Annotated in this window: 11 protein-coding genes, 2 tRNA genes and 2 pseudogenes; 6 read left to right on the forward strand and 9 right to left on the reverse strand. The window is 69.6% G+C overall.

The window, feature by feature from the left end; translation table 11 throughout:
• Positions 1-33: 33 nt before the first annotated feature.
• The gene (locus ACIPJI_RS16755; protein ID WP_307706917.1) at positions 34-987 is read left to right on the forward strand and encodes an adhesin; all 954 of its coding nucleotides are present in this window, start codon (positions 34-36) and stop codon (positions 985-987) included.
• Between the two features lie 168 nt (positions 988-1,155).
• Positions 1,156-1,599 (forward strand): hypothetical protein, encoded by a 444-nt coding sequence (locus ACIPJI_RS16760; protein ID WP_402246955.1) that lies wholly within the window; start codon positions 1,156-1,158, stop codon positions 1,597-1,599.
• 67 nt (positions 1,600-1,666) lie between these two features.
• Here the strand turns inward: ACIPJI_RS16760 and ACIPJI_RS16765 are convergent, their stop codons facing one another.
• The gene (locus tag ACIPJI_RS16765; protein WP_189469008.1) at positions 1,667-1,852 is read right to left on the reverse strand and encodes a DUF1737 domain-containing protein; all 186 of its coding nucleotides are present in this window, start codon (positions 1,850-1,852) and stop codon (positions 1,667-1,669) included.
• Positions 1,853-2,050: 198 nt separating this feature from the next.
• Between ACIPJI_RS16765 and ACIPJI_RS16770 the strand changes: the two genes are divergently transcribed.
• A complete protein-coding gene (locus ACIPJI_RS16770) occupies positions 2,051-4,306 on the forward strand; it encodes an FG-GAP repeat domain-containing protein (protein ID WP_402246957.1) in 2,256 nt (751 codons plus the stop codon).
• Between the two features lie 190 nt (positions 4,307-4,496).
• Here the strand turns inward: ACIPJI_RS16770 and ACIPJI_RS16775 are convergent, their stop codons facing one another.
• Together ACIPJI_RS16775 and ACIPJI_RS16780 are read right to left on the reverse strand one after the other, a co-directional pair.
• Positions 4,497-5,321 (reverse strand): hypothetical protein, encoded by an 825-nt coding sequence (locus ACIPJI_RS16775; RefSeq protein WP_402246959.1) that lies wholly within the window; start codon positions 5,319-5,321, stop codon positions 4,497-4,499.
• A gap of 418 nt (positions 5,322-5,739) precedes the next feature.
• Positions 5,740-7,899, reverse strand: a complete 2,160-nt coding sequence (locus ACIPJI_RS16780; RefSeq protein ID WP_402246961.1) for a hypothetical protein — start codon at positions 7,897-7,899, stop codon at positions 5,740-5,742.
• Between the two features lie 439 nt (positions 7,900-8,338).
• On the opposite strand from ACIPJI_RS16780, the gene ACIPJI_RS16785 reads away from it, so the two are divergent.
• Positions 8,339-10,633, forward strand: a complete 2,295-nt coding sequence (locus ACIPJI_RS16785; RefSeq protein ID WP_402246963.1) for an FG-GAP repeat domain-containing protein — start codon at positions 8,339-8,341, stop codon at positions 10,631-10,633.
• Positions 10,634-10,838: 205 nt separating this feature from the next.
• Here ACIPJI_RS16785 and ACIPJI_RS16790 read toward each other — a convergent pair whose 3' ends face one another.
• Both ACIPJI_RS16790 and ACIPJI_RS16795 read right to left on the reverse strand, forming a co-directional pair.
• The gene (locus tag ACIPJI_RS16790; RefSeq protein WP_356618544.1) at positions 10,839-11,075 is read right to left on the reverse strand and encodes a hypothetical protein; all 237 of its coding nucleotides are present in this window, start codon (positions 11,073-11,075) and stop codon (positions 10,839-10,841) included.
• A gap of 549 nt (positions 11,076-11,624) precedes the next feature.
• A complete protein-coding gene (locus tag ACIPJI_RS16795; protein WP_402246965.1) occupies positions 11,625-12,332 on the reverse strand; it encodes a hypothetical protein in 708 nt (235 codons plus the stop codon).
• 209 nt (positions 12,333-12,541) lie between these two features.
• On the opposite strand from ACIPJI_RS16795, the pseudogene ACIPJI_RS16800 reads away from it, so the two are divergent.
• A pseudogene (locus ACIPJI_RS16800) lies at positions 12,542-12,778 on the forward strand (site-specific integrase); the annotation flags it as partial.
• Positions 12,779-12,830: 52 nt separating this feature from the next.
• Here ACIPJI_RS16800 and ACIPJI_RS16805 read toward each other — a convergent pair.
• Positions 12,831-12,910, reverse strand: a tRNA-OTHER gene (locus ACIPJI_RS16805).
• Positions 12,911-13,191: 281 nt separating this feature from the next.
• Positions 13,192-13,893, reverse strand: a complete 702-nt coding sequence (locus tag ACIPJI_RS16810; protein WP_402246967.1) for a hypothetical protein — start codon at positions 13,891-13,893, stop codon at positions 13,192-13,194.
• A 251-nt stretch (positions 13,894-14,144) separates the two neighbouring features.
• Here ACIPJI_RS16810 and ACIPJI_RS16815 point away from each other — a divergent pair.
• A pseudogene (locus ACIPJI_RS16815) lies at positions 14,145-14,441 on the forward strand (tyrosine-type recombinase/integrase); the annotation flags it as partial.
• A gap of 1,563 nt (positions 14,442-16,004) precedes the next feature.
• Here the strand turns inward: ACIPJI_RS16815 and ACIPJI_RS16820 are convergent.
• Positions 16,005-16,077 (reverse strand) — tRNA-Arg (locus ACIPJI_RS16820).
• 216 nt (positions 16,078-16,293) lie between these two features.
• Positions 16,294-18,126, reverse strand: a complete 1,833-nt coding sequence (locus tag ACIPJI_RS16825) for an AMP-dependent synthetase/ligase (RefSeq protein ID WP_402246968.1) — start codon at positions 18,124-18,126, stop codon at positions 16,294-16,296.
• Positions 18,127-18,160: the final 34 nt, after the last annotated feature.

Genomic DNA, 18,160 nt, shown 5'->3' on the forward strand with positions numbered 1-18,160 from the left:
GATCGGTCGGTCCACTGGTGCAGGTGCGAATACATGGCGTGCGAACAATGCGGTGGCGACGGCACACAGGCGCTCCCCGGTACGACCTGCCGGGAGTGCGGGACGGCCGGTGGGACGGCCAGGCACGAGTGGGCCGGGGATCCCCGCCCCGGACGGTCGACGGGACGGGCCCTGCGGGGACGCCTGCTTCTGCTCTCCCGCAGGAACAAACTCCTGCTGACAGGGGCCGTCGTGGTGGCGGTGGCCGCCCTGACCGTCTCTGCCGCGGATCTGTACGGGAACACCTCGCAGGCCTCGGAGGCACCCGGCGACGGCCCGGCCGGAGGCGCGGGCGACGACATCGGCGATCTGGGCGGCGCACCGCAGCGCATCGCCCCGGCGGACCCGCCGAGTGACGCTTCCTCCCCGCCGCCCGTGCGTGCCACCCCGAAACCACCCACGAAGGTCCGGCCGCCCGAGGAGGCCCGAGGGCCCGCGTACTCCGCCTGGGCCGGGCCCGGTTGCACGGGAGGCGGCCTCTACCGCGAGGAGAACCGCTTCAGCGACGGCGACGACGGCTGGTACACCGTCAGCTCCGGAGGCCACCGCGGCGACGGCTGCGACGGCCGATTCACGGCGGTCCCCATGTCCGGCAGGAGCACCAAGGACGGTGGCGGGCGGGCGACCTGGTCCTGGTACGTCGGCAGCGGCTACGACACCTGCTCGGTCGCCGTCGTCGTACCCGACAGCGGACGCGACCGGGACGTGGCGGGCCGGCCCACCACGTACAACGTGCTGTCCGACCCGGACGATCCGGGCAGTGTGGTCAAGGTCTTCGAGATCGACCAGACCGAACTGCGGGGCAGTGGCCTCGTCGTCGAGAAGGTGCCGGTCCACGACCAGAAGCTGACCGTCCAACTCGTCGACAGAGGCGAGGACCAAGGCGACGACGACGGCGGCGGAGCGCACCACGCGGCGGCGCAGATGCGGGCGGAGTGCCGCGCGTGAGCCCCTCGCGGAACGAAGAGACCCCTTGCCTGCGGGCGGGTACAGCAGTGCTGCATAGTGTCCGTCATGCTTTGTGAGGGATGCAGACCCGACGGACGCGCGTGCGAAGCGTGCGCGTTGCCCGGCGCTCGGACACCAGGCCGTCACCGGGCCCCGTCACGCCCCAAGGTGCTGCTCGGCCTCTGCGCCGTACTCGGGGCGGGCGCGCTGCTCGGCGGCGCGGCGCTGATGGTCGGGGACGACAGCGGCGAAACCGTGGGGGAGCCCGCGCCCGTGGCCGACATCGAGGTCGGCGGACGCCCCAACCTGATCACCCCGACGGACGTCACGTCGTCCACCCCGAGCGCCCCGGACCCTTCGTCCGCCGCGGGGGCGCGCCCTGCCTCGTCCCCCGCCTCCTCCCCGGCCTCTTCGCCGGTCTCCTCCCCGGCCCCGGCGTCGGTCCTGTTCTCCTCGTCGCCGTCGTCCCGCACCACCACGGCCGCCACGCCGACGCCCACCTCCACCCCCACCCCCAGCCCGTCCGAGACCTGGCGCGACCGCGACGACTGCCGCGACGACCGCGACCATCCGGGCGGGGGGCGCTGGGACCGCGACGAGTGCGAGTGGTGACGGGGCCTTCCCGCGCCCCCTCGCCCCGGCTTTACGCCGCGGCCGTTCGCCCGGGCCTACGCCCCTCCTACGGCTCGGTCGGCCAGACCACGGCCTGCGCCACGACGACCCGGTCCCCGTCGAACGTGACGGCCGGCCCTTCATGCAGCCGGTACCCAAGGGCGAGGGCCTCACTGACACGCCGGCAGAACGCCGCGTCGTCGGGACCGGTCAGAACGCGATAGACGGGCAGACCGTCGGGAGGTGTGCTCATGAACCCGAGGATCTCAAAGCCCGGGCCCAGCCGACCGCAGCCCGATGCGTACCGGGCGCACCCCTCGCGACACGCGTCAGGGCCGGCCCGCCGCTCCTTCGGGCCTCGTACCGGCACCGGGGCCCGTACAACCTTCTTCAGCGATCAACAGTCCGACCATCGGCAACGCCTGTTGCGCCTGGTCTGGAGGAACCCACCTTGATCCACGCACGTCCCGCCCGTCGGCGGCTCGCCGCCGCTGTCGTCACTGTGCTCGCCGTCACCGTCGGCGCGACCGCGCTGACCGTTCCGGCGAACGCAGTCCCGGCCGCCGAGGGCACGATCGGGGCGGAGGCGGCGTCCACGACGGGCGTCGTCCCGTTCCCGGCCAAGAGCACCATCTTCGGCGCGACCGCCACGGGCTTCCTCACCTCCACCGAGGTCCCGCCCATGGACGAGGGCGGCCCCACGTACACCGCGCACTGGGTCCGGGCGGACGGCTCCCCCGCCACGGACATCGACTGGGCTGCCAGGATCGAGAGCACCGGCTCGGGGGACGTCGTGGCCTTCGGCTGGGCCTCCGGGGCCAGGCTCACCGACATGGCGACCGGAGTGAACCTGCGCTCGATCACCGTCGGCGGTGACACCGCGTATGCCGGAGCCGCCGGCAAGGCCCTGTTCACCACCACGCTCAACGTGGAGGGGGCCAGGCTCCTCCACATGCACACCACGACCAGCGGGGCGGCCAAGATGACGGCCGGTCTTCCGGGGGACGCCACGAGCGTCATCGTCAAGGCAGGCACGGCCGAGCACGCCCTGCTGACCTACTCCACCGGCACGGGTGCGACGGCCAAGAAGTACGTGGCCATGCTCGACCTCGCCACGAACGCCGTGACGGAGACGTACGAGCTTCCCGCGGCCGCCGCGAAGGGCGACATCGCCGTCTCGGCGACCCACCTCGCCTGGGTCGAGTACGACGCGGACTACAACGTCACGGTCGTGGCCGTCGACCGCGCCACCAAGGCTTCCCAGCGCTTCCAGGTCGGCGACGCGTGGCGGCGCGACGTCGAGGTCGGTCTGGTCGGCGACTGGGTGACGTACGGCACGCGCAGCGGCCTCACCGACCTCGAGGTGGATCCGCTGTACGCCCTCACCGCGCGCAGCCTCAAGGACGGGACCACCACCCACAAGCTCCTGGACCACACCCTCACGGCCGCCGTCGCACCCGACGGCACCCAGGTCGTCCGCGGCGGCACGGTCGCGGACGGCGAAGGCCTCTACCGGATCGCTCCCGGGGCCGACGGCGCCGCCCCGACCGCCACGCTCGTCGCGAGCAGCGGGGAGTCCACCAAGGTCGCCCTGGTCGGCAGCAAGATCCCCGCCGTGATCGACCTCGACCAGAACCGCGGCCGGGCGCCGCTCGAGTGGACGCTGTCCCGGTACAACGCGACGGCCACGGTCACCCTGCGGCACGTACGGACCGGCAGGACCACGGTCGCGGGCTTCATCCAGCCGGAGAACGCAGTCGTGCGCTACGACTGGCTGGGCGACCTCAACAACGACGGCTCCATCTCCGAGAGCGCCTACAACGGCGACTACACCTGGGAGATCAGCGCCAAGCCCCTCAACGGCATCGGGCCGGAGATGAAGCAGGGCGGCACGTTCAAGGTCACGCGCAAGGCCGCCCCGCACGACTACAACGACAACGGCTCCCCGGACCTGCTCCTGCGTGACAGCGCCGGTCAGTTGATGCGTGCCGACAGCTACTACAACCCCTGGATCAACGACGGCCAGCTGTCGGCAGCGGAGCAGAAGGTCATCGGCAGCGGCTGGAACATGCACAACCAGATCGAGGCCGCCGGGAACCTGGCCGGCGGCGCGGCCGGGGACCTGGTCGCGCGCGACAAGGACGGTGTCCTGTGGCTCTACCAGGGGCGCGGTGACGGCACCTTCGCCACCCGGACCAGGATCGGGTCCGGCTGGCAGGTCTACCGGCACCTCGCCGGCGGCAGCGACCTCACCGGCGACGGCAGGCCCGACCTCGTGGCCACGGACACCGCCGGTGCGCTGTGGCTCTACAAGGGAACCGGCAGCACCAGCGCACCGTTTGACGCCCGGAAGAAGATCGGCCTCAGCGGCTGGCAGCAGTTCACCGTCATCGAGGCCACCGGCAACATCGCCGGCGGCGCGGCCGGAGACCTCGTCGCGCGCGACAAGGACGGCGTCCTGTGGCTCTACCAGGGCAAGGGCGACGGCACCTTCTCCGGCCGCGTGAGGATCGGCGGCGGCTGGAACACGTACAAGTACCTCGTCGGCGTCGGGGACGCGAACCGCGACGGGCGCCCGGACCTGTTCGCGTACGGTTCCAACGGCACGTATCTGTACAAGGGCACGGGAAGCTCGACCACCCCGTTCGGCGCTCGGGAGGGGTCCAGCCTGCCCGACGCCGCGCTGACGCACACGGCCGTCGTCTGACAGGTCGGTTCGAACGACTGACCGCGTTTCAGCCCCGGTCCGACGGGGGGTGACTGCGGCGAACCGTGCAGCCAAAGGCCCCGGACCCTGATCGGTCCGGGGCCTTTGCGCAGGGCGGTGGCGACGCGGTACGACGAACTCGCCGTTCCCCAAGAGGCGGCCGTGCCGGTCGCTGGCCCGGCGGGTGCGGTCAGTGCATCGGGCCCGCCAGTTCGCGGACTTCGAGATAGACCTCCCGATCGGCTTCGAGCTGAACGTCGAAGCCGCGGAAACCGCTGGGCGGGGACGTGGCGAAGAACGATCCGTCGGCCACCTCCTGGGCAGCCAGCCGGCGGTCCGGGTCGTCGCTCCGCCCGCCGATGTGGCACGGGGCGGCCGTGGTGAAGTGCTCCCTGAAGAACTTGTCCATCGTGGCCGTGTCGTCCGGCAGCGGCTCACCCATACGGCTCGTCGCCGTACCGGGAACGGCATGGACCTCGAGAAGCTGGTCGAAGCTGGGCGAGGCGCTGATCGCGTGCGCGAGGTACAGCTGGCTGCCGTGTCCGAAGCACAGGTATTCCAGCGTGCCGTCGCCGGTCGCACGCGCGTCCACATCGAACTCGCTGAACCGCACGAAGCGTTCGATGCGCACGTCGACGTTCTCGGCGAGCGGTCGCGTTCCCTTCGCCCTGCGCTCGAAGTGGCCGCAGAAGATCTTTCCCGTGATGGAGGTCAGCCTCGGGCCGCTTCCCGCCGGATCGAGCTCGGCCATGGGGAAGGGGACGGGATCGAACGTGTCGTACGGCTCCTCGGGGAACACGTGGCGGTGCGATCGAAGTGCCTCACGCACGTCCTCGTCCAGACCCACTTCGAGCAGCGCCTGGTAGTTGTGCGGTTTGTCGAACATCGGCAGATGTGAAAAGTAGATCACGTCGTGTCCGAACACCAGCATTCCGTGACCGCCGGTCGTGCCGGTCGGGTCGCCGTGGCCGTTGCCGTGACCGGCGTGATCGCCATTTCCATGATGGTCACTCATGGTTACCCCCTGGCAGGGTGCGACGAGCGAGGAGGCGTGTGGGACTCCCCGCCTTCCTACCTCTCAGTATCCGACGACCCGGGCCCGGCCGCGCGCCACGCAGGTCGGGTCGGCCGCCCTCGCCCGGCAGCCGGCCCGACCTGGTGATCCTCGCGGGGTTGTCGACGTTTCAACTGCTGGTGCTGGTGCCGTTGCTGGAGGTCGGCGAGGACGATCGCCAAGAAGCCGGACATCGATCTGCACGCGGTGCGCGAACGCCCGCCCCGAGCTGCTGTCCCCTCAACTTCCCAGCAGGCTCCACTCCGTACGCTCGCTGCACCGCTCGATCCGCGACACCGCGGCCCTCGCCAGGCCCCGTTGGTCGCCGCGGCGGCGCATCAGTGGGGACAGTGCGCTCGACACCGCCCCATGCCGGCGATCAGAAGAAGGTCCTGAAGCGGGTGGAGTCGCTGCGCAGGGGCAGCGCGTAGGCCGCTTCGAAGGGCCGGGTCGTGCTGTCGCGGCCGTAGTAGAGCGCGGAGCCGGAAGGTCCGACGGCGTAGAGGTCGGCCACGCCCTTGCCGTTCCTGCCCGCCGGGATGACGTGGCTGTACTTCTGCCAGCCGCCGCCGATCTTGCGGCGGGCGGTGAAGGTGCCGTCGCCCTTGCCCAGGTAGAGCCACAGGGTGCCGGCGGTGTCGCGGGCGAGGAGGTCGCCGCCAAAGGCGCCCGCGATGTTGCCCGGGGCGGTGAGGAGGTTGTAGACGCCCCAGCCGCCGCCGATCTTCGTGCGGGCCTTGAAGGGGGCCGTGGCGTTGCCGGTCGAGGCGTAGAACCACAGCACGCCGGCCTTGTCGGTGGCGAGAAGGTCGCCCCGGCCGTCGCCGTTCAGGTCGGACCCACCGGTGATCTTGTTGTAGATGTTCCAGCCGCCGCCGACCTTCGTGCGGGGCAGGAGCTTCTGCTTGTCGCTCCGGTGGAGCCACAGCACACCGTCGCGGTCCCGGCCGACGACGTCGTCCGAGGCCGAACCTGCCGCGTTTCCGGGGGAAGCCATCAGCGTGTACGTGTTCCAGCCGGTGCCCAGCACGTCCGGCTTCGGGTCGCGGACGACCGGCGGACAGCCCTCTTCATGGCAGTCGGGGCTGTTGCCCATGGCGCGTAGCTGGCTGAGGTCGTAGGCGGAGAGGTTGCCCGAGCTGTCGCGGACGAGCGCGTCCGCGTGGGCGTTGTCGTTGAAGTCGCGTGGCGCGGTGCCACGGTCCACCGTGGTCGTACCGGTCTTCACGGCGGCGGGGCCGACCCCGGACCCAGGGTAGGCGGTCATCTTCCACGTGTACGCGCCGTTGTAGGCGCCGATCACCTGGTCGAGGTATCCGTCCCAGCGGATGAAGGTGTCGTAGTAGCTCCAGAGCGACACGTTGCGGCCGGTGGCCACGTGCGTCAGGTCCAGCGCGACGCCCAGGTCCTGCTGGTTGGCCTCCCAGGTCACGTGCTTGTCTGTGCCGTCGAAGCGGTACACGCTCGGAATGTTCACCCGCTCCAGGACCATTTCCAGGGGGCTCTGCCCGTCCCCGATCATGGTGGCCACCGGGGTGCCGCTCGCGTCGAGCGAGATACGGAAGAGGCCTCGGCCCTGTGCGAAGGTGCCGCCGGACACCAGGAGCGTGCCGTCGCCGACCGGGGCCACGCGACTCGCGAGGTCGAGGAGCGGGACCTTCCGGCCGTCCTTCAGCGACTTGAGGACGATCGGCTTGTTCGGGTACGTGACCCCGTCGACCACGACCTTGTCGCCGCCCGTGATCGCCAGCCAGTCGCCGCCCAGGGCGATCTGCGCCCGGTAGGGGAGGGTCTCGGCCTGCTTGGTCTTCCGGTCCACGATCGTGGTCTGGCCGTACGGCGACTCCCAGAGCACGCGGTCGGGCGTGACCTGCGCGAAGCCGCTGTAGTTGCCGACGTCGTACGTCTCGACGGCGGCGGCCGTGGCCACGTCGACCACGGCGAGACGGAAGCCGTGGTCCGGCGCTGAGGTCTGCACGGCGACCGTGCCGGGGGTGGAGCCGTAGAACTCCCAGGGGACTCCGGCCGGCATCCCGGTCACCTTGCGGTCGACGACCTCGCCGCCGGGCGTCCGGCTGACGAGGTGGAGCTCGTCGGTGGCCGTGTCGACCATCACGAGCGTCGAGCCGTTGACCTCGTGCAGCTTGTAGGGGACGTCGATGACGACCGGGTCGCCGCCGTTGGCCATGTCGTGGACGGTGTGGCGGGTTCCTTCGCTCGCCACGACGATGTCGGCTCCGGCGGCGCCTCGGTAGGTGACCGCGGCACTCTTCGGGAACGTGGTGCCGGAGCCGTCCGCGTACCGCGTCCAGACGACGTCGTCCGTCCGGTCGGCGAGGAACCCGGTGGGCCCGGCGGTCGTGACGACGCCGGTGGGGAACGGGAAGACCGCGTCCCCGGCCCCCTGCTGCGCGACCGCGGCCGCACCGGCGGGGGCTGCCGTCGCGACGGTGGCCGGGCCGGCGAGCGTGGCGGCCAGGGCGACGGCGACGCCGGCGGTCAGCCGGAACCGGGAGGTGCGGACGCGGGCGCGTGACATGGGGTGGGGCCTCCTCGGAGAAGGACGTGTCGGTACGGCGGCGAACGCCACACCCGTAAGACCTGTGAGAGATCGGACGGTTGTACGCCCGATGCGATGAATGTTCTGCAACGAGGACTTTGTGCCCGCGGCTGAAGGCCCGCTGGAACGAAGCCGGGCGGTACGCACCCCGGCGGGCACCGACCTCTTGGACTCCTGATCTGAACTCAGGGTTGTACGGGAGCTCGCCTGTTGTCTCTGCAGGCGTCACGACGCTGTTGACTGCCCGGCCATCCCTGACCGATGCCGTTGATGTCAGGAGTTGCTGACCCGGGTCCCCGTGCAGCTCGGTGAGTTCTGTGCAGGCCTTCGCACGCCTACAACCCTCCCGTCCGAACGGAAGTCTCATGGGACGGCGCCAGCAGGATCACGCGTCGATTCGATTTCCCAGGAGGAATCCTTGAGCTCCGCAAGCACGACCCGTCGGGGTGTATCCGCCGCGATCACCACCGTCCTCGCTGTCACGCTCGGTGCGGGCGCCCTGTCCCTCCCGGCCGCCGCCGCCCCCCTGTCCGCCGCCGTGGCGGCCGAGGCGGGAACGCAGAACGCTCCTGTCGCGTACCCGACGAACGCGTTCTCGTTCCGCGCGGCCGGAAAGACCGGATTCCTGACCCAGGGGTGGGAGGGCGGCACGCGTCCGGTCTTCAAGTGGACCCGGTTCGCGGATGGTTCGGCCACCACGATCGACGCCGCGGTGGCCGATTCCACCGCGTCGGACGTGGTCATGACCGGACAGGGGCAGACCCTCCGCCGTTCCCTGGTCGTGAAGCTCCACGACATGGCCGACGGCGGCAGGACCGTCACGATCGACCTCCGCCCGCTGAACGGCGTCTATGTGAGGGCCGTTTCCCGGGACACGGTCCTGGCGGAGGTGACGAAGGCGGACGGTTCCGTGGAGCTGCGTCTCGTCACCCGCGCCGGCGACACCGTCACGCAGCGGAAGGTCGACGGCATCCCGTCCGGGGCTTCGACCATCACCTCCACCCCTGCGCGTGACGGCTCGGCCCTCGTGGACTACTACCTGCGGAGCGGGACCCCCGCGACGTGGCGGACCGAGTACGCCGTGGTGGACCTCGCCGCCGCCAAGGTGGTCTCCACCCACGAGACCGCCGGCTCCTACAGCGGCCAAGGGGAGTACAGCGCGCTCTCCGCCACGCACCTGGCCTGGACGGGGGACGAGGGGAAGTACTACACCGTCGACCGTGCCACCGGCGTCGAGTCCGTGCTCGACTTCGATCTCTACGAGGGCGAGCGCATGGCCGTCGGCCTGCTGGGCTCGTGGGCGATGTACGGGACTCCGGCGACCCTCGCGGGAGACGGCACGGGTGACACGCGACCACTGATCCCCTTCACGACGAAGTCCCTGACCTCGGGCGAGTCGTTCAAGCTCCTCGACTACGTGAACACGGTAAAGCCGGGCCCCGACGGCACGCTGCTCGTGCGCGGTGGCACCGTCGAGCAGGGTGAGGGTCTCTACCGGATCGCACTCGGCGCGGACGGCAAGCCGGCCGCCGAACTGGTCGCCTCCACCGGGCAGCCGACGAAGCTCCTCCACCTCGGTCCGCAGATCCCGCACACGTTCGACCTCGTCGCCCCGATCCCCCTCAAGTGGCAGCTGTCCCGGGAGAACGCCGACGTCGACCTGAGGATCACCCACCGCGCGACCGGCAAGTCCTTCTCGAAGAAGCTGCACCTCCACAGCGAGTCCGCCGGCAGCCCCTACTACTACGGCGACAACGTCTTCGGCATCACCTGGGCTCAGATCGCGGCCGAATCCCAGATGGGCAAGGACGCCGAGGTCGGGACGTACGACTGGTCGTTCACGGCCACTCCGCAGAACGGCGTCGGCCCGGCCGTGGAGGCCTCCGGCAGTTTCACGGCCGCCAAGGGCCTCTCCACCCCGCACGACGTCAACTGGAACGGCACCCCCGACCTGCTGGCCCGTGATGCCCAGGGCGTGCTGTGGCGGGCAGACACCAAGTACGACGCCACCAAGAAGACCCTCGTGGCGTTCTACGAGCCCAACCGGATCGGTGGCGGCTGGCAGGCCTACGACCGGATCGAGACCGTCGGCGGCATCGGCGCCGGTTCCGCCGACTTCGTCGCCCGGGACAAGGGCGGCGTCCTCTGGCTGTACGACGTGACCGGCAACGGCCACGGGGCGTCGTTCGCGGCCCGGAAGTCCATAGGCGGCGGCTGGAACACGTACACCCAGATCACCGGCGGCAGCGACCTGAACGGTGACGGCCGGGCCGACCTGGTCGCCACCGACAAGGCCGGTGCCCTGTGGCTCTACAAGAACACCGGCAACCTCAGCGCCCCCTTCGCCAAGCGGCAGAAGATCGGCAACGGCGGCTGGGGCGTCTACAACCAGATCACCGCCACCGGCAACATCGGTGGTGCCGCCGCCGGTGACCTCGTCGCCCGGGACAAGGCCGGTGTGCTCTGGCTCTACCTCGGCAAGGGCGACGGCACCTTCGCTGCCCGCAAGCAGATCGGCGGCGGCTGGAACGCGTACACCGACACCATCGGCATCGGCGACGCCAACAATGACGGCCGCCCCGACCTGTACGCGTACGGCCCGGGCAACACCGGTTACTTCTACGCCGGAACCGGCGACTACAGGAAGCCCTTCGCCGGCCGGGTCTCCAGCCCGGCCCTGACCGAAGGCCCCGCGTACAACCACGTCTCCTGACCCATCAACGCCTCACACCCCCGCCCCGCCGGTCCTCCACCAGGAGAACCCGCGGGGCGGCGGCGCGTCCGGCCCTCCGGGACCGTGCCATCGCCGATCGGCCAGGAGTCGCGATCCGCCGGAGACAGGGCGGCGCGGAGTCCTGGTGGTTGTTAGGCCCTCCCGGCCTGCCGCTGTCCACCGTCGTTGATGGCAGATGTGGATGTCAGAACGGGAGCATGCCCGGGTCCTCAGAGATCCGCCGAGCGAACTCGTCCACGACCTGAGGCGGGACGGGTTGGGCATCTTCAACGCGCAGCGCTTCGATGAGAGCTTGCCGGACCGTCGCATACGGCTGCCGCGCGTGAGAGGTGCGGGTCCGGCCGACTGCCCGCTCGACCTTCGCCAGATGGGCTGCCACGATCGGCATCACCTTGTCGTACTCGCTCGGGTCCGTGGCCATAGGTACAGCCGATCAGGAGGGGCCAAGAGCGTCAAGGCGTGCGGTGTGCTCTGAGCTTGGGAAGCTGCGGTCATTCGAGGCTGAATCGGGCGCTGACCTGCGTTGATAACTGACCTGCACTCTCGCAGGTGCCGTCGGCTTTCACCGTGATTCCCCGCTGTTGCCCGCTCGATCTGGTGCGGTAGTGGTGCAGAGCTGCGGCGTCCGGGAGGTGATCAGCTGACCACAGGCTGCGGGCGCTGGGAGCTCCGGTACGGCGACAGGTCCCCTGCCGGCGGAAGAACTGCGGACAGGGGGCCTGTGGGTGCGAGCTTCCTTCTTCTTGCCCTGGGTCTTGCCAAGGAACTTGGCGACCTACGTTTTCGCTGGTGCGGGGCTGGCGCGACGGCCCATGACCGGTCGTCATTGGTCATCGTTGACCGGTCTCGATCGGCCTCGGACGGCCCAGAGACGGCCCCCGCCAGGAGCCTGGGCCCCGGATCAGGTCGAGGTGAGGGTTCCGCACTCCAGGGCGATCTTCGAGGTGGTTTGCCGAAGCTGAGTCGTCGGTCAGCCGCCCTGGTAGATCGTGGTGCACAGCAGCGTGGCGCCGTCGTCCACCAGGTAGGCCCAGTAGCGCGTCTGGTCGCCTGCCGCCCGGCGGCAGTTGTTCGCGTCGGCGCCCGCCGGGGCGCGGTAGACGCCTGTGATGTGCATGATCTGGTTGTACGGGGCGGGCACCGGCTCGCGTCGGCAGGCCACGGCCGTCATCATGCCGAGGGAGATCGAGTAGCCGGACTGCTGGCCGAGCATGCAGTAGGCGGCGTGGTAGATGCGGGTGAGGCAGAGCTTCGTGGTGTTGCCGGTGGTGGCGGACCGGTAGCTCCAGTACGACTTCCCGTGGCTGGTGGGGCATGCCGTGTCGGTGGCGGTCACCTGGACCTGCGCCTGCGCGCCGGCGCAGGACACGGGGTCCGGCGGCACATCGACGCTCCAGTCGATGCTCGTGGTGCCCCCGCGGCCCGTGTCGTAGACCGCCAGGCAGTCGCCGGCCGAGATGGCTTTGAACGCCTCTTCGGTGGGATCCGGAGTGGGTGCCGACGGCTCGGGGTCGGCCTCCTCAGCGTCCCCCTCACTGATGTCAGGGTCATCGGGGATGTCGACGGTCGGCGAAGACGTGGACGGGGCTGGGCTGGAACTGGATGAGGGCGAGTCGGCCAACAGGTCCTTCAGCTCCGTCGCGTTGCTCACGCCCAGCCAGGTCAGGATCGACAGCACGGATGCGATTCCGCCGATGAGCGCCAATAACTTGGCAGTGGAATGATCATCGGATGCGCCTGCCACAATGCCCTCCCCCGCCGAGGCTCAGGCGATATTAACTTTTCCGGCGCCGCTGAGAGTCGAACTCCCGTTATCCCGCTCCCCGTTGGCCACCCCGCACAGATCCAGCACCCTACGGATCGTCGCGCGGCGAGCGGAGCGAGCCGCTCACCATGGGCCTCCGGCGGGGGGAGATCGTCGGTCTCCGCCGGGTCGACGTCGACCTGGACAAGCGCGTGCTCTACGTCCGCCGGCAGACTCAGCGTCGGCGCGGCGTCCTCTACGACGACGACCCCAAGGGCCGCCGTCGTCGGGCCGTGCCGATCCCGGCGATGTGCATCGCGCCGCTTCGCCGGCACCGGATGCGCCAGGCCGCTGCCGAGCTGCGCGCGGAGGAGTCGTGGGATGGTGACGTCAAAGGCCCCGGACCATGATCGGTCCGGGGCCTTTGACAGGTGTCCCCGGCAGGATTCGAACCTGCGACACCCGCTTCAGGAGTTCGATCGCAGCGCGGCGCGGCGCGCAGAAACGGGGACCGCAGGCCGCTCGCCGATCCGGCCGTGGCCGCTTCGGTGCACCTTCGTTCGCAGCCGTTGATGTCACCTGGTGATGTCAGCCCGACAGGCCCAGGCCCTCGACTCAGGGCAGGGCAGCGGCCGGTGCGCCCTCAGGAGTACGCGGGCCGGGCACGACGGCTGCCCGGACACCTCGGGGGTGTGGCTGGGTGGCCCCGAGCAAGGTCACCGGCTTCGCCGGAGAGGCGGCCGCTGCAGGCTCCTGCCCCCGACCGGCGGTGGAGGCAGGGGCGGGCGGTCTCTCAGGGCGCGTTGACCGGGAGGTTCTGGCTGTTGGTGTTGGTGTTGGTGTTGGTGTTGATGTTGTTGTTGCTGGCGCCGGGGCTCTTGATGATTTTGTTGTTGTTGGTGTTGTTGTTGATGTTGTTGCTGTTGGTGTTGTTGATGATGTTGATGGGGAGGATGGACACTCCGCCGCCGTTCCCGCCGTTCCCGCCGTTGCAGTTGGGGCCGGGGATGTTGACGGTGTCACTTGCTGAGGCGCTGAGGCCGCCTTGGATATCGATCACGGTGGCGGTGTTGGTGACCGTGCAGGGAGCGTCCTGGGCCACGCTCATGGTCACTTCGACCGTGTAGGCGCCTCCAGGGTCGATGGGGCCCGTGGTTTCGCACTCAAGCCTGGTGCGTGGATCGTTCAGAAAACACCCAACCGCGCTGCCGGTGGTGTTCTGGGTGATCTCGATCGATGTGGCTGTAAGCCCTGCGGGGAAGGTGTCCGTCATCCGCGTCCCGGCAGGGTTGGTCGGCTCGTCGCCGGGGTTGCTCACCGTGATGGTGAAGATCCCCTGCCCGCCTCGGGGGAAGTCCCCCACGTGGGTCTTCGTGATGCTCAGCTGGGCCTGCGCGTAGGCGGGGGTGACCCCTACGGCGAACGGCAGGACGACGCCCAGCCCCAGGACGGTGCCGACGGCGGCGAAGCGCCGCCTGAGCGTGTGGATGGCCAAGGTAGGTTCTCCTGTGGTGTAGGTCTGCCGTGATACGGCTCCGGCCGCGAAGGACGGGGAGCTCGGCTCACGCGGGATGCCTGCGCACACAGAAACGCGTCGAGGGGCGGCTTGATCACGGCCGCGAAGCCCGTGTCACTCGATCGCCACGGAATGGTAGAAGGGCAACCGGAATACGACCGGAACAGGCAATAGGCCAAGAGTGACGCAGAGGCCTCTCAGCGCCTTCGTCGGGCAGCCCGATCCCGGGCGGCTACGTCTTCGCCACCCGGACCGGCCGGCCGGTCGAGCCACGCAACCTATACCGCTCCTTCAGCCGCGTCGCCCAGTCCGCCGGCCTCCGCATCATCCGGCTGCACGATGCCCGGCACGGCTGCGCCACCCTGCTCACGGCGGCAGGCGTCGCTCCTCGCGTCGTGATGGAGATCCTCGGGCACAGCCAGATCAGCATCACCATGGACGTCTACACGCACGTCGTCCAGGACACACAGCGCGAGGCGATCAGCCACATGGACCGGCTGCTCAAGAGGCGGCCGAGCCGTGAGTGACCGCTGCCGTTGATGTCAGGCGTGGATGTCAAAGGGGCCTCACCTACCAAAATTGGTAGGTGAGGCCCCTTTGAGCTGGTGCCCCCGGCAGGATTCGAACCTGCGACACCCGCTTCAGGAGCGAGGTGGGGCCGCGTGCTGCTGACCTGCGAGACCTTGCGACGGCTGTTGGCGGCCTGAGCAGCCGTCAGCCACCCCGATTCCCCGTGGTTCCCCGCTCCTTCTGGCACGGCTGTGGCACGGACTGATCCCCTTGATGCGAACTATCGGCGGGGTGGTCGCTGAGGTGTCCTGGGGTGGTCAGTCGTCTTCTCGGGTGCGCTGATGGTCAGCTGCGGGCGGCGGCGTTGCTGTACTCCGCTGCTGTACGCCCCCACCTAGGCGGGGTTGGCGCAGATGACCTGGCCCGTAACAGTGCCAGCTGCCGCACCGGTGTTTTGGACCTCCACGATCCAGCGAATTGGGGGATTGGCAGAGCCCGGACCATCGCTCCAGACCGTCCAGGTTGTCTCCAGTCCTAGAAAGTACCCTCCGCCGGTTGCAACCTTCCCCATAGGGCAAGGGATTTCGATGAATTGAATGTTCGTCCCTGGTTGAATTTCCTCTGACACAGTAATGACCTCCACCCCACTCAAGCCGCCGGGGGGGCCGGGATCACCTTGGGGGCCGGGGTCGCCCTGCGGGCCAGGGGGGCCGGGAGGACCGGGAGGACCGGGAGGCCCGGGAGGGCCTTGCTTGCACTCGTCCTCGCCGTAGCCGCGGTCCAGCCACTGGAGATGGGGCATCTGTTTGTTCGGCTTGCCCAACTTGTCCTTGCACCCGTACCCGTATCCATCCGAGGCGGTGGCGACGCTCTGGTCCGTGTTCTTCTCAAGGCTCTGTGCCGCAGCCAATGCAGGGGTCGACATCCCCGCGAGCACGAGGGCGAGCGACGCCATTGCGCCGATGGCTGTCCGCAGTCGGGGAAGCGGGCCCAGCGCCGACTTTGTCTTGTTCCTATGGCTCATACGCTGCTCCTTGGAACCGATGAACTGATGGGAAGCGTTTCGGGTTTCCCCTCGGCATCATCGGTGCGCAGAAGCGCCAGCCCTGGCAGCCTTGCGGAAACATCAACCTATTGGCGCACTATCGCGCGCAGCCTGATCCTGCCCTCGGCGCCGCTCCTCGGCCCTCCGGCTCACAGATCGTCGCTATGGCGGACCCGTTGATCGGCGCCCAGCCGTGGGAGGAGTGCGCGACGTCAGGTCGGTGGAGGGGCTTTGGCCGGTGTCCTGCCTGGTCTGGGGTCGTGCGTGATCAGGGGGCCGTACGCTTGCCGGCTACTTGGGCAGGTGTGTCCCCTGCCCGCAATGTGTCCGAGTGGGCCACAGCACCGCGCGGGCCGCGCTGATCTATCAGCACATGACCGCCGACCGGGACCGTGCCATTGCCGATCGGCTGGGAGTCATGATCCGCTCTAGACAGGACGGCGCGGAGTCCTAGTGGCACGTGTGTGGCACGGCCGCGATCATGGCAAAGGGCCAGTTCGAGGGGATCAACCCTCTGAACTGGCCCTTAGTGCTGTGCCCCCGGCAGGATTCGAACCTGCGACACCCGCTTTAGGAGAGCGGTGCTCTATCCCCTGAGCTACGAAGGCATGGATCTCAGCAGAGATCCGGCGACTAGCCTAGCGGATAAGGGATACGCACTGGCAACATTCTCGTTTCCGCAGGTCAGCGGCGTTCCGGCGTGCCACGGGAGCATGGCGGGTCCGCCCCCGGAGGCGGGCCGGACAGAAAGCAACCCGCGCCCCCGCCCGCCCCGGGGTCGGCTGTGAGGCAGCCCCCGCCCCGCCCCCGCGACCACCCCGGGATCAGCCTGACGAGTACAGCTCCTCGATGTCCGCCGCGTACGCCTTCACGATCGCGCCACGTCGCAGCTTGAGCGATGGTGTCATCAGGCCGTCGTCGATGGTGAACTCGTGCGGGAGGATCCGGAACGCGCGGATCGACTCGGCCCGGGACACCGCGCTGTTCGCCATGGTCACGGCCCGCTGGATCTCCGCGTGCAGTTCCTTGTCGACCGTTGCGCCGTGGGGGAACGTCAGCTGTTTCCCGCGCAGTTGGTACCAGTGCATCGACGCCTCCGGGTCCAGGGTGATCAGGGCCGCGATGAAGGGCCGGTTGTCGCCGACCACGAGGCACTGGGAGATCAGGGGGTGCCGGCGCAGCCGGTCCTCCAGGATCCGGGGGCTGACGCTCTTCCCGCCGCTGGTGACGATGATGTCCTTCTTGCGTCCCGTGATCACGAGGTAGCCGTCGTCGAGCCGGCCCACGTCGCCCGTCGCGAGCCAGCCGTCGCGCAGGACGGACCCGGTGGCCACCGGGTCGTTGTGGTAGCCGGCGAAGACGACGTCGCCGCGGACCCAGATCTCCCCGTCCTCGGCGATGTGCACGGAGCAGCCGGGCAGCGGCCTGCCCACGGTGCCGAACCGGGGGCGGCCCGGTGGCTGGCTGGTCACCGCGGCGGTGGTCTCCGTGAGCCCGTACCCGTCGTGGAGGGTGATCCCGGCACCGTCGAAGAACAGGCCGAGTTCCCGGTCGAGGGTCGAGCCGCCGGATGTGGCGTGCCGGACGCGGCCACCCAGTACGGCCCGCAGCCGCCGGTACACCAGGTGGTCGTAGAGCGCGCGCCTGGCCTTGAGCGTCCGTCCCGGCCCGGGCCCCTCTCCGGTGTCCCGCCGCTGCACCTCCTCGGCGTAGCGCACCGCCGTGTCGACGGCCTTGTCGAACAGTTCCCCCCGCCCGGCCTGCTCGGCCGCCCGGCGAGCCTTGTCGAAGATCTTCTCGAAGATGTACGGCACGGCGAAGACGTAGGTCGGCCGGAAGGACGCGAGGGCGGGCAGCAGCGCGTCGGGCGAGAGGTCGGGCTGGTGTCCCATCCGGACGCCGCTGCGCATGCAGGCCACCTGCACCATCAGCCCGTAGATGTGCGCCAGCGGCAGGAAGGCGAGGATGCTCGGCTGCTCGCCCGGCTCGGCGAGGATGCTTTTCCAGCCCGTGTACAGGGTGTCGCACTCGGCCGCGAGGTTGGCGTGGGTGATCACACAGCCCCTGGGCCGGCCGGTGGTGCCCGACGTGTACGTGATGGCGGCGACCGACCGCGGTCCCACCGCCCGGCGGTGACGGTGCACCATGGCCGCCGGCACCTGCCGGCCCCGCTCGGTCAGCCGCTCGACGCAGCCCGCGTCCAGCTGCCACATCGAGCGGAGCAGCGGCAGTCCGTCGCAGGCCGCTCCCACCGTCATGGCGTGGTCCTCGTGCTCGACCACGATGGCCACCACCTGTGTGTTCGACAGGATCCAACGAACCTGGTCCGCCGAGGACGTGGGGTAGACGGGTACGACCTGGGCGCCTATCGACCACAGCGCATAGCTGAACAGGGTCCACTCGTAGCGGGTCCGGGACATCACGGCGACCCGCTCACCGAACCGTATGCCCTCGGCCAGCAGGCCTTTCGCCAACCCCACCACCTCGTCGCGGAATTCGGACGCGGTCACCGGGACCCACTCGTCGCCGCCGGGGCCGCTGACGCGCCGGGACAGCTGTAACAGCTTCGGGGTGCGCTCGGCCACGTCGTACACCGAGTCGGCAAGGCTTCCCGTCGCCAGGGTCTCCACCAGCGGCGGAAGGCTGAAGTCGCGCAAAGTACCCCCTCGATGAGCCACCGCCGCGCCGCAT

It is taken from the genome of Streptomyces sp. NPDC086835 (assembly GCF_044745705.1).
In the GTDB taxonomy this organism is placed as follows: Bacteria; Actinomycetota; Actinomycetes; order Streptomycetales; family Streptomycetaceae; genus Streptomyces.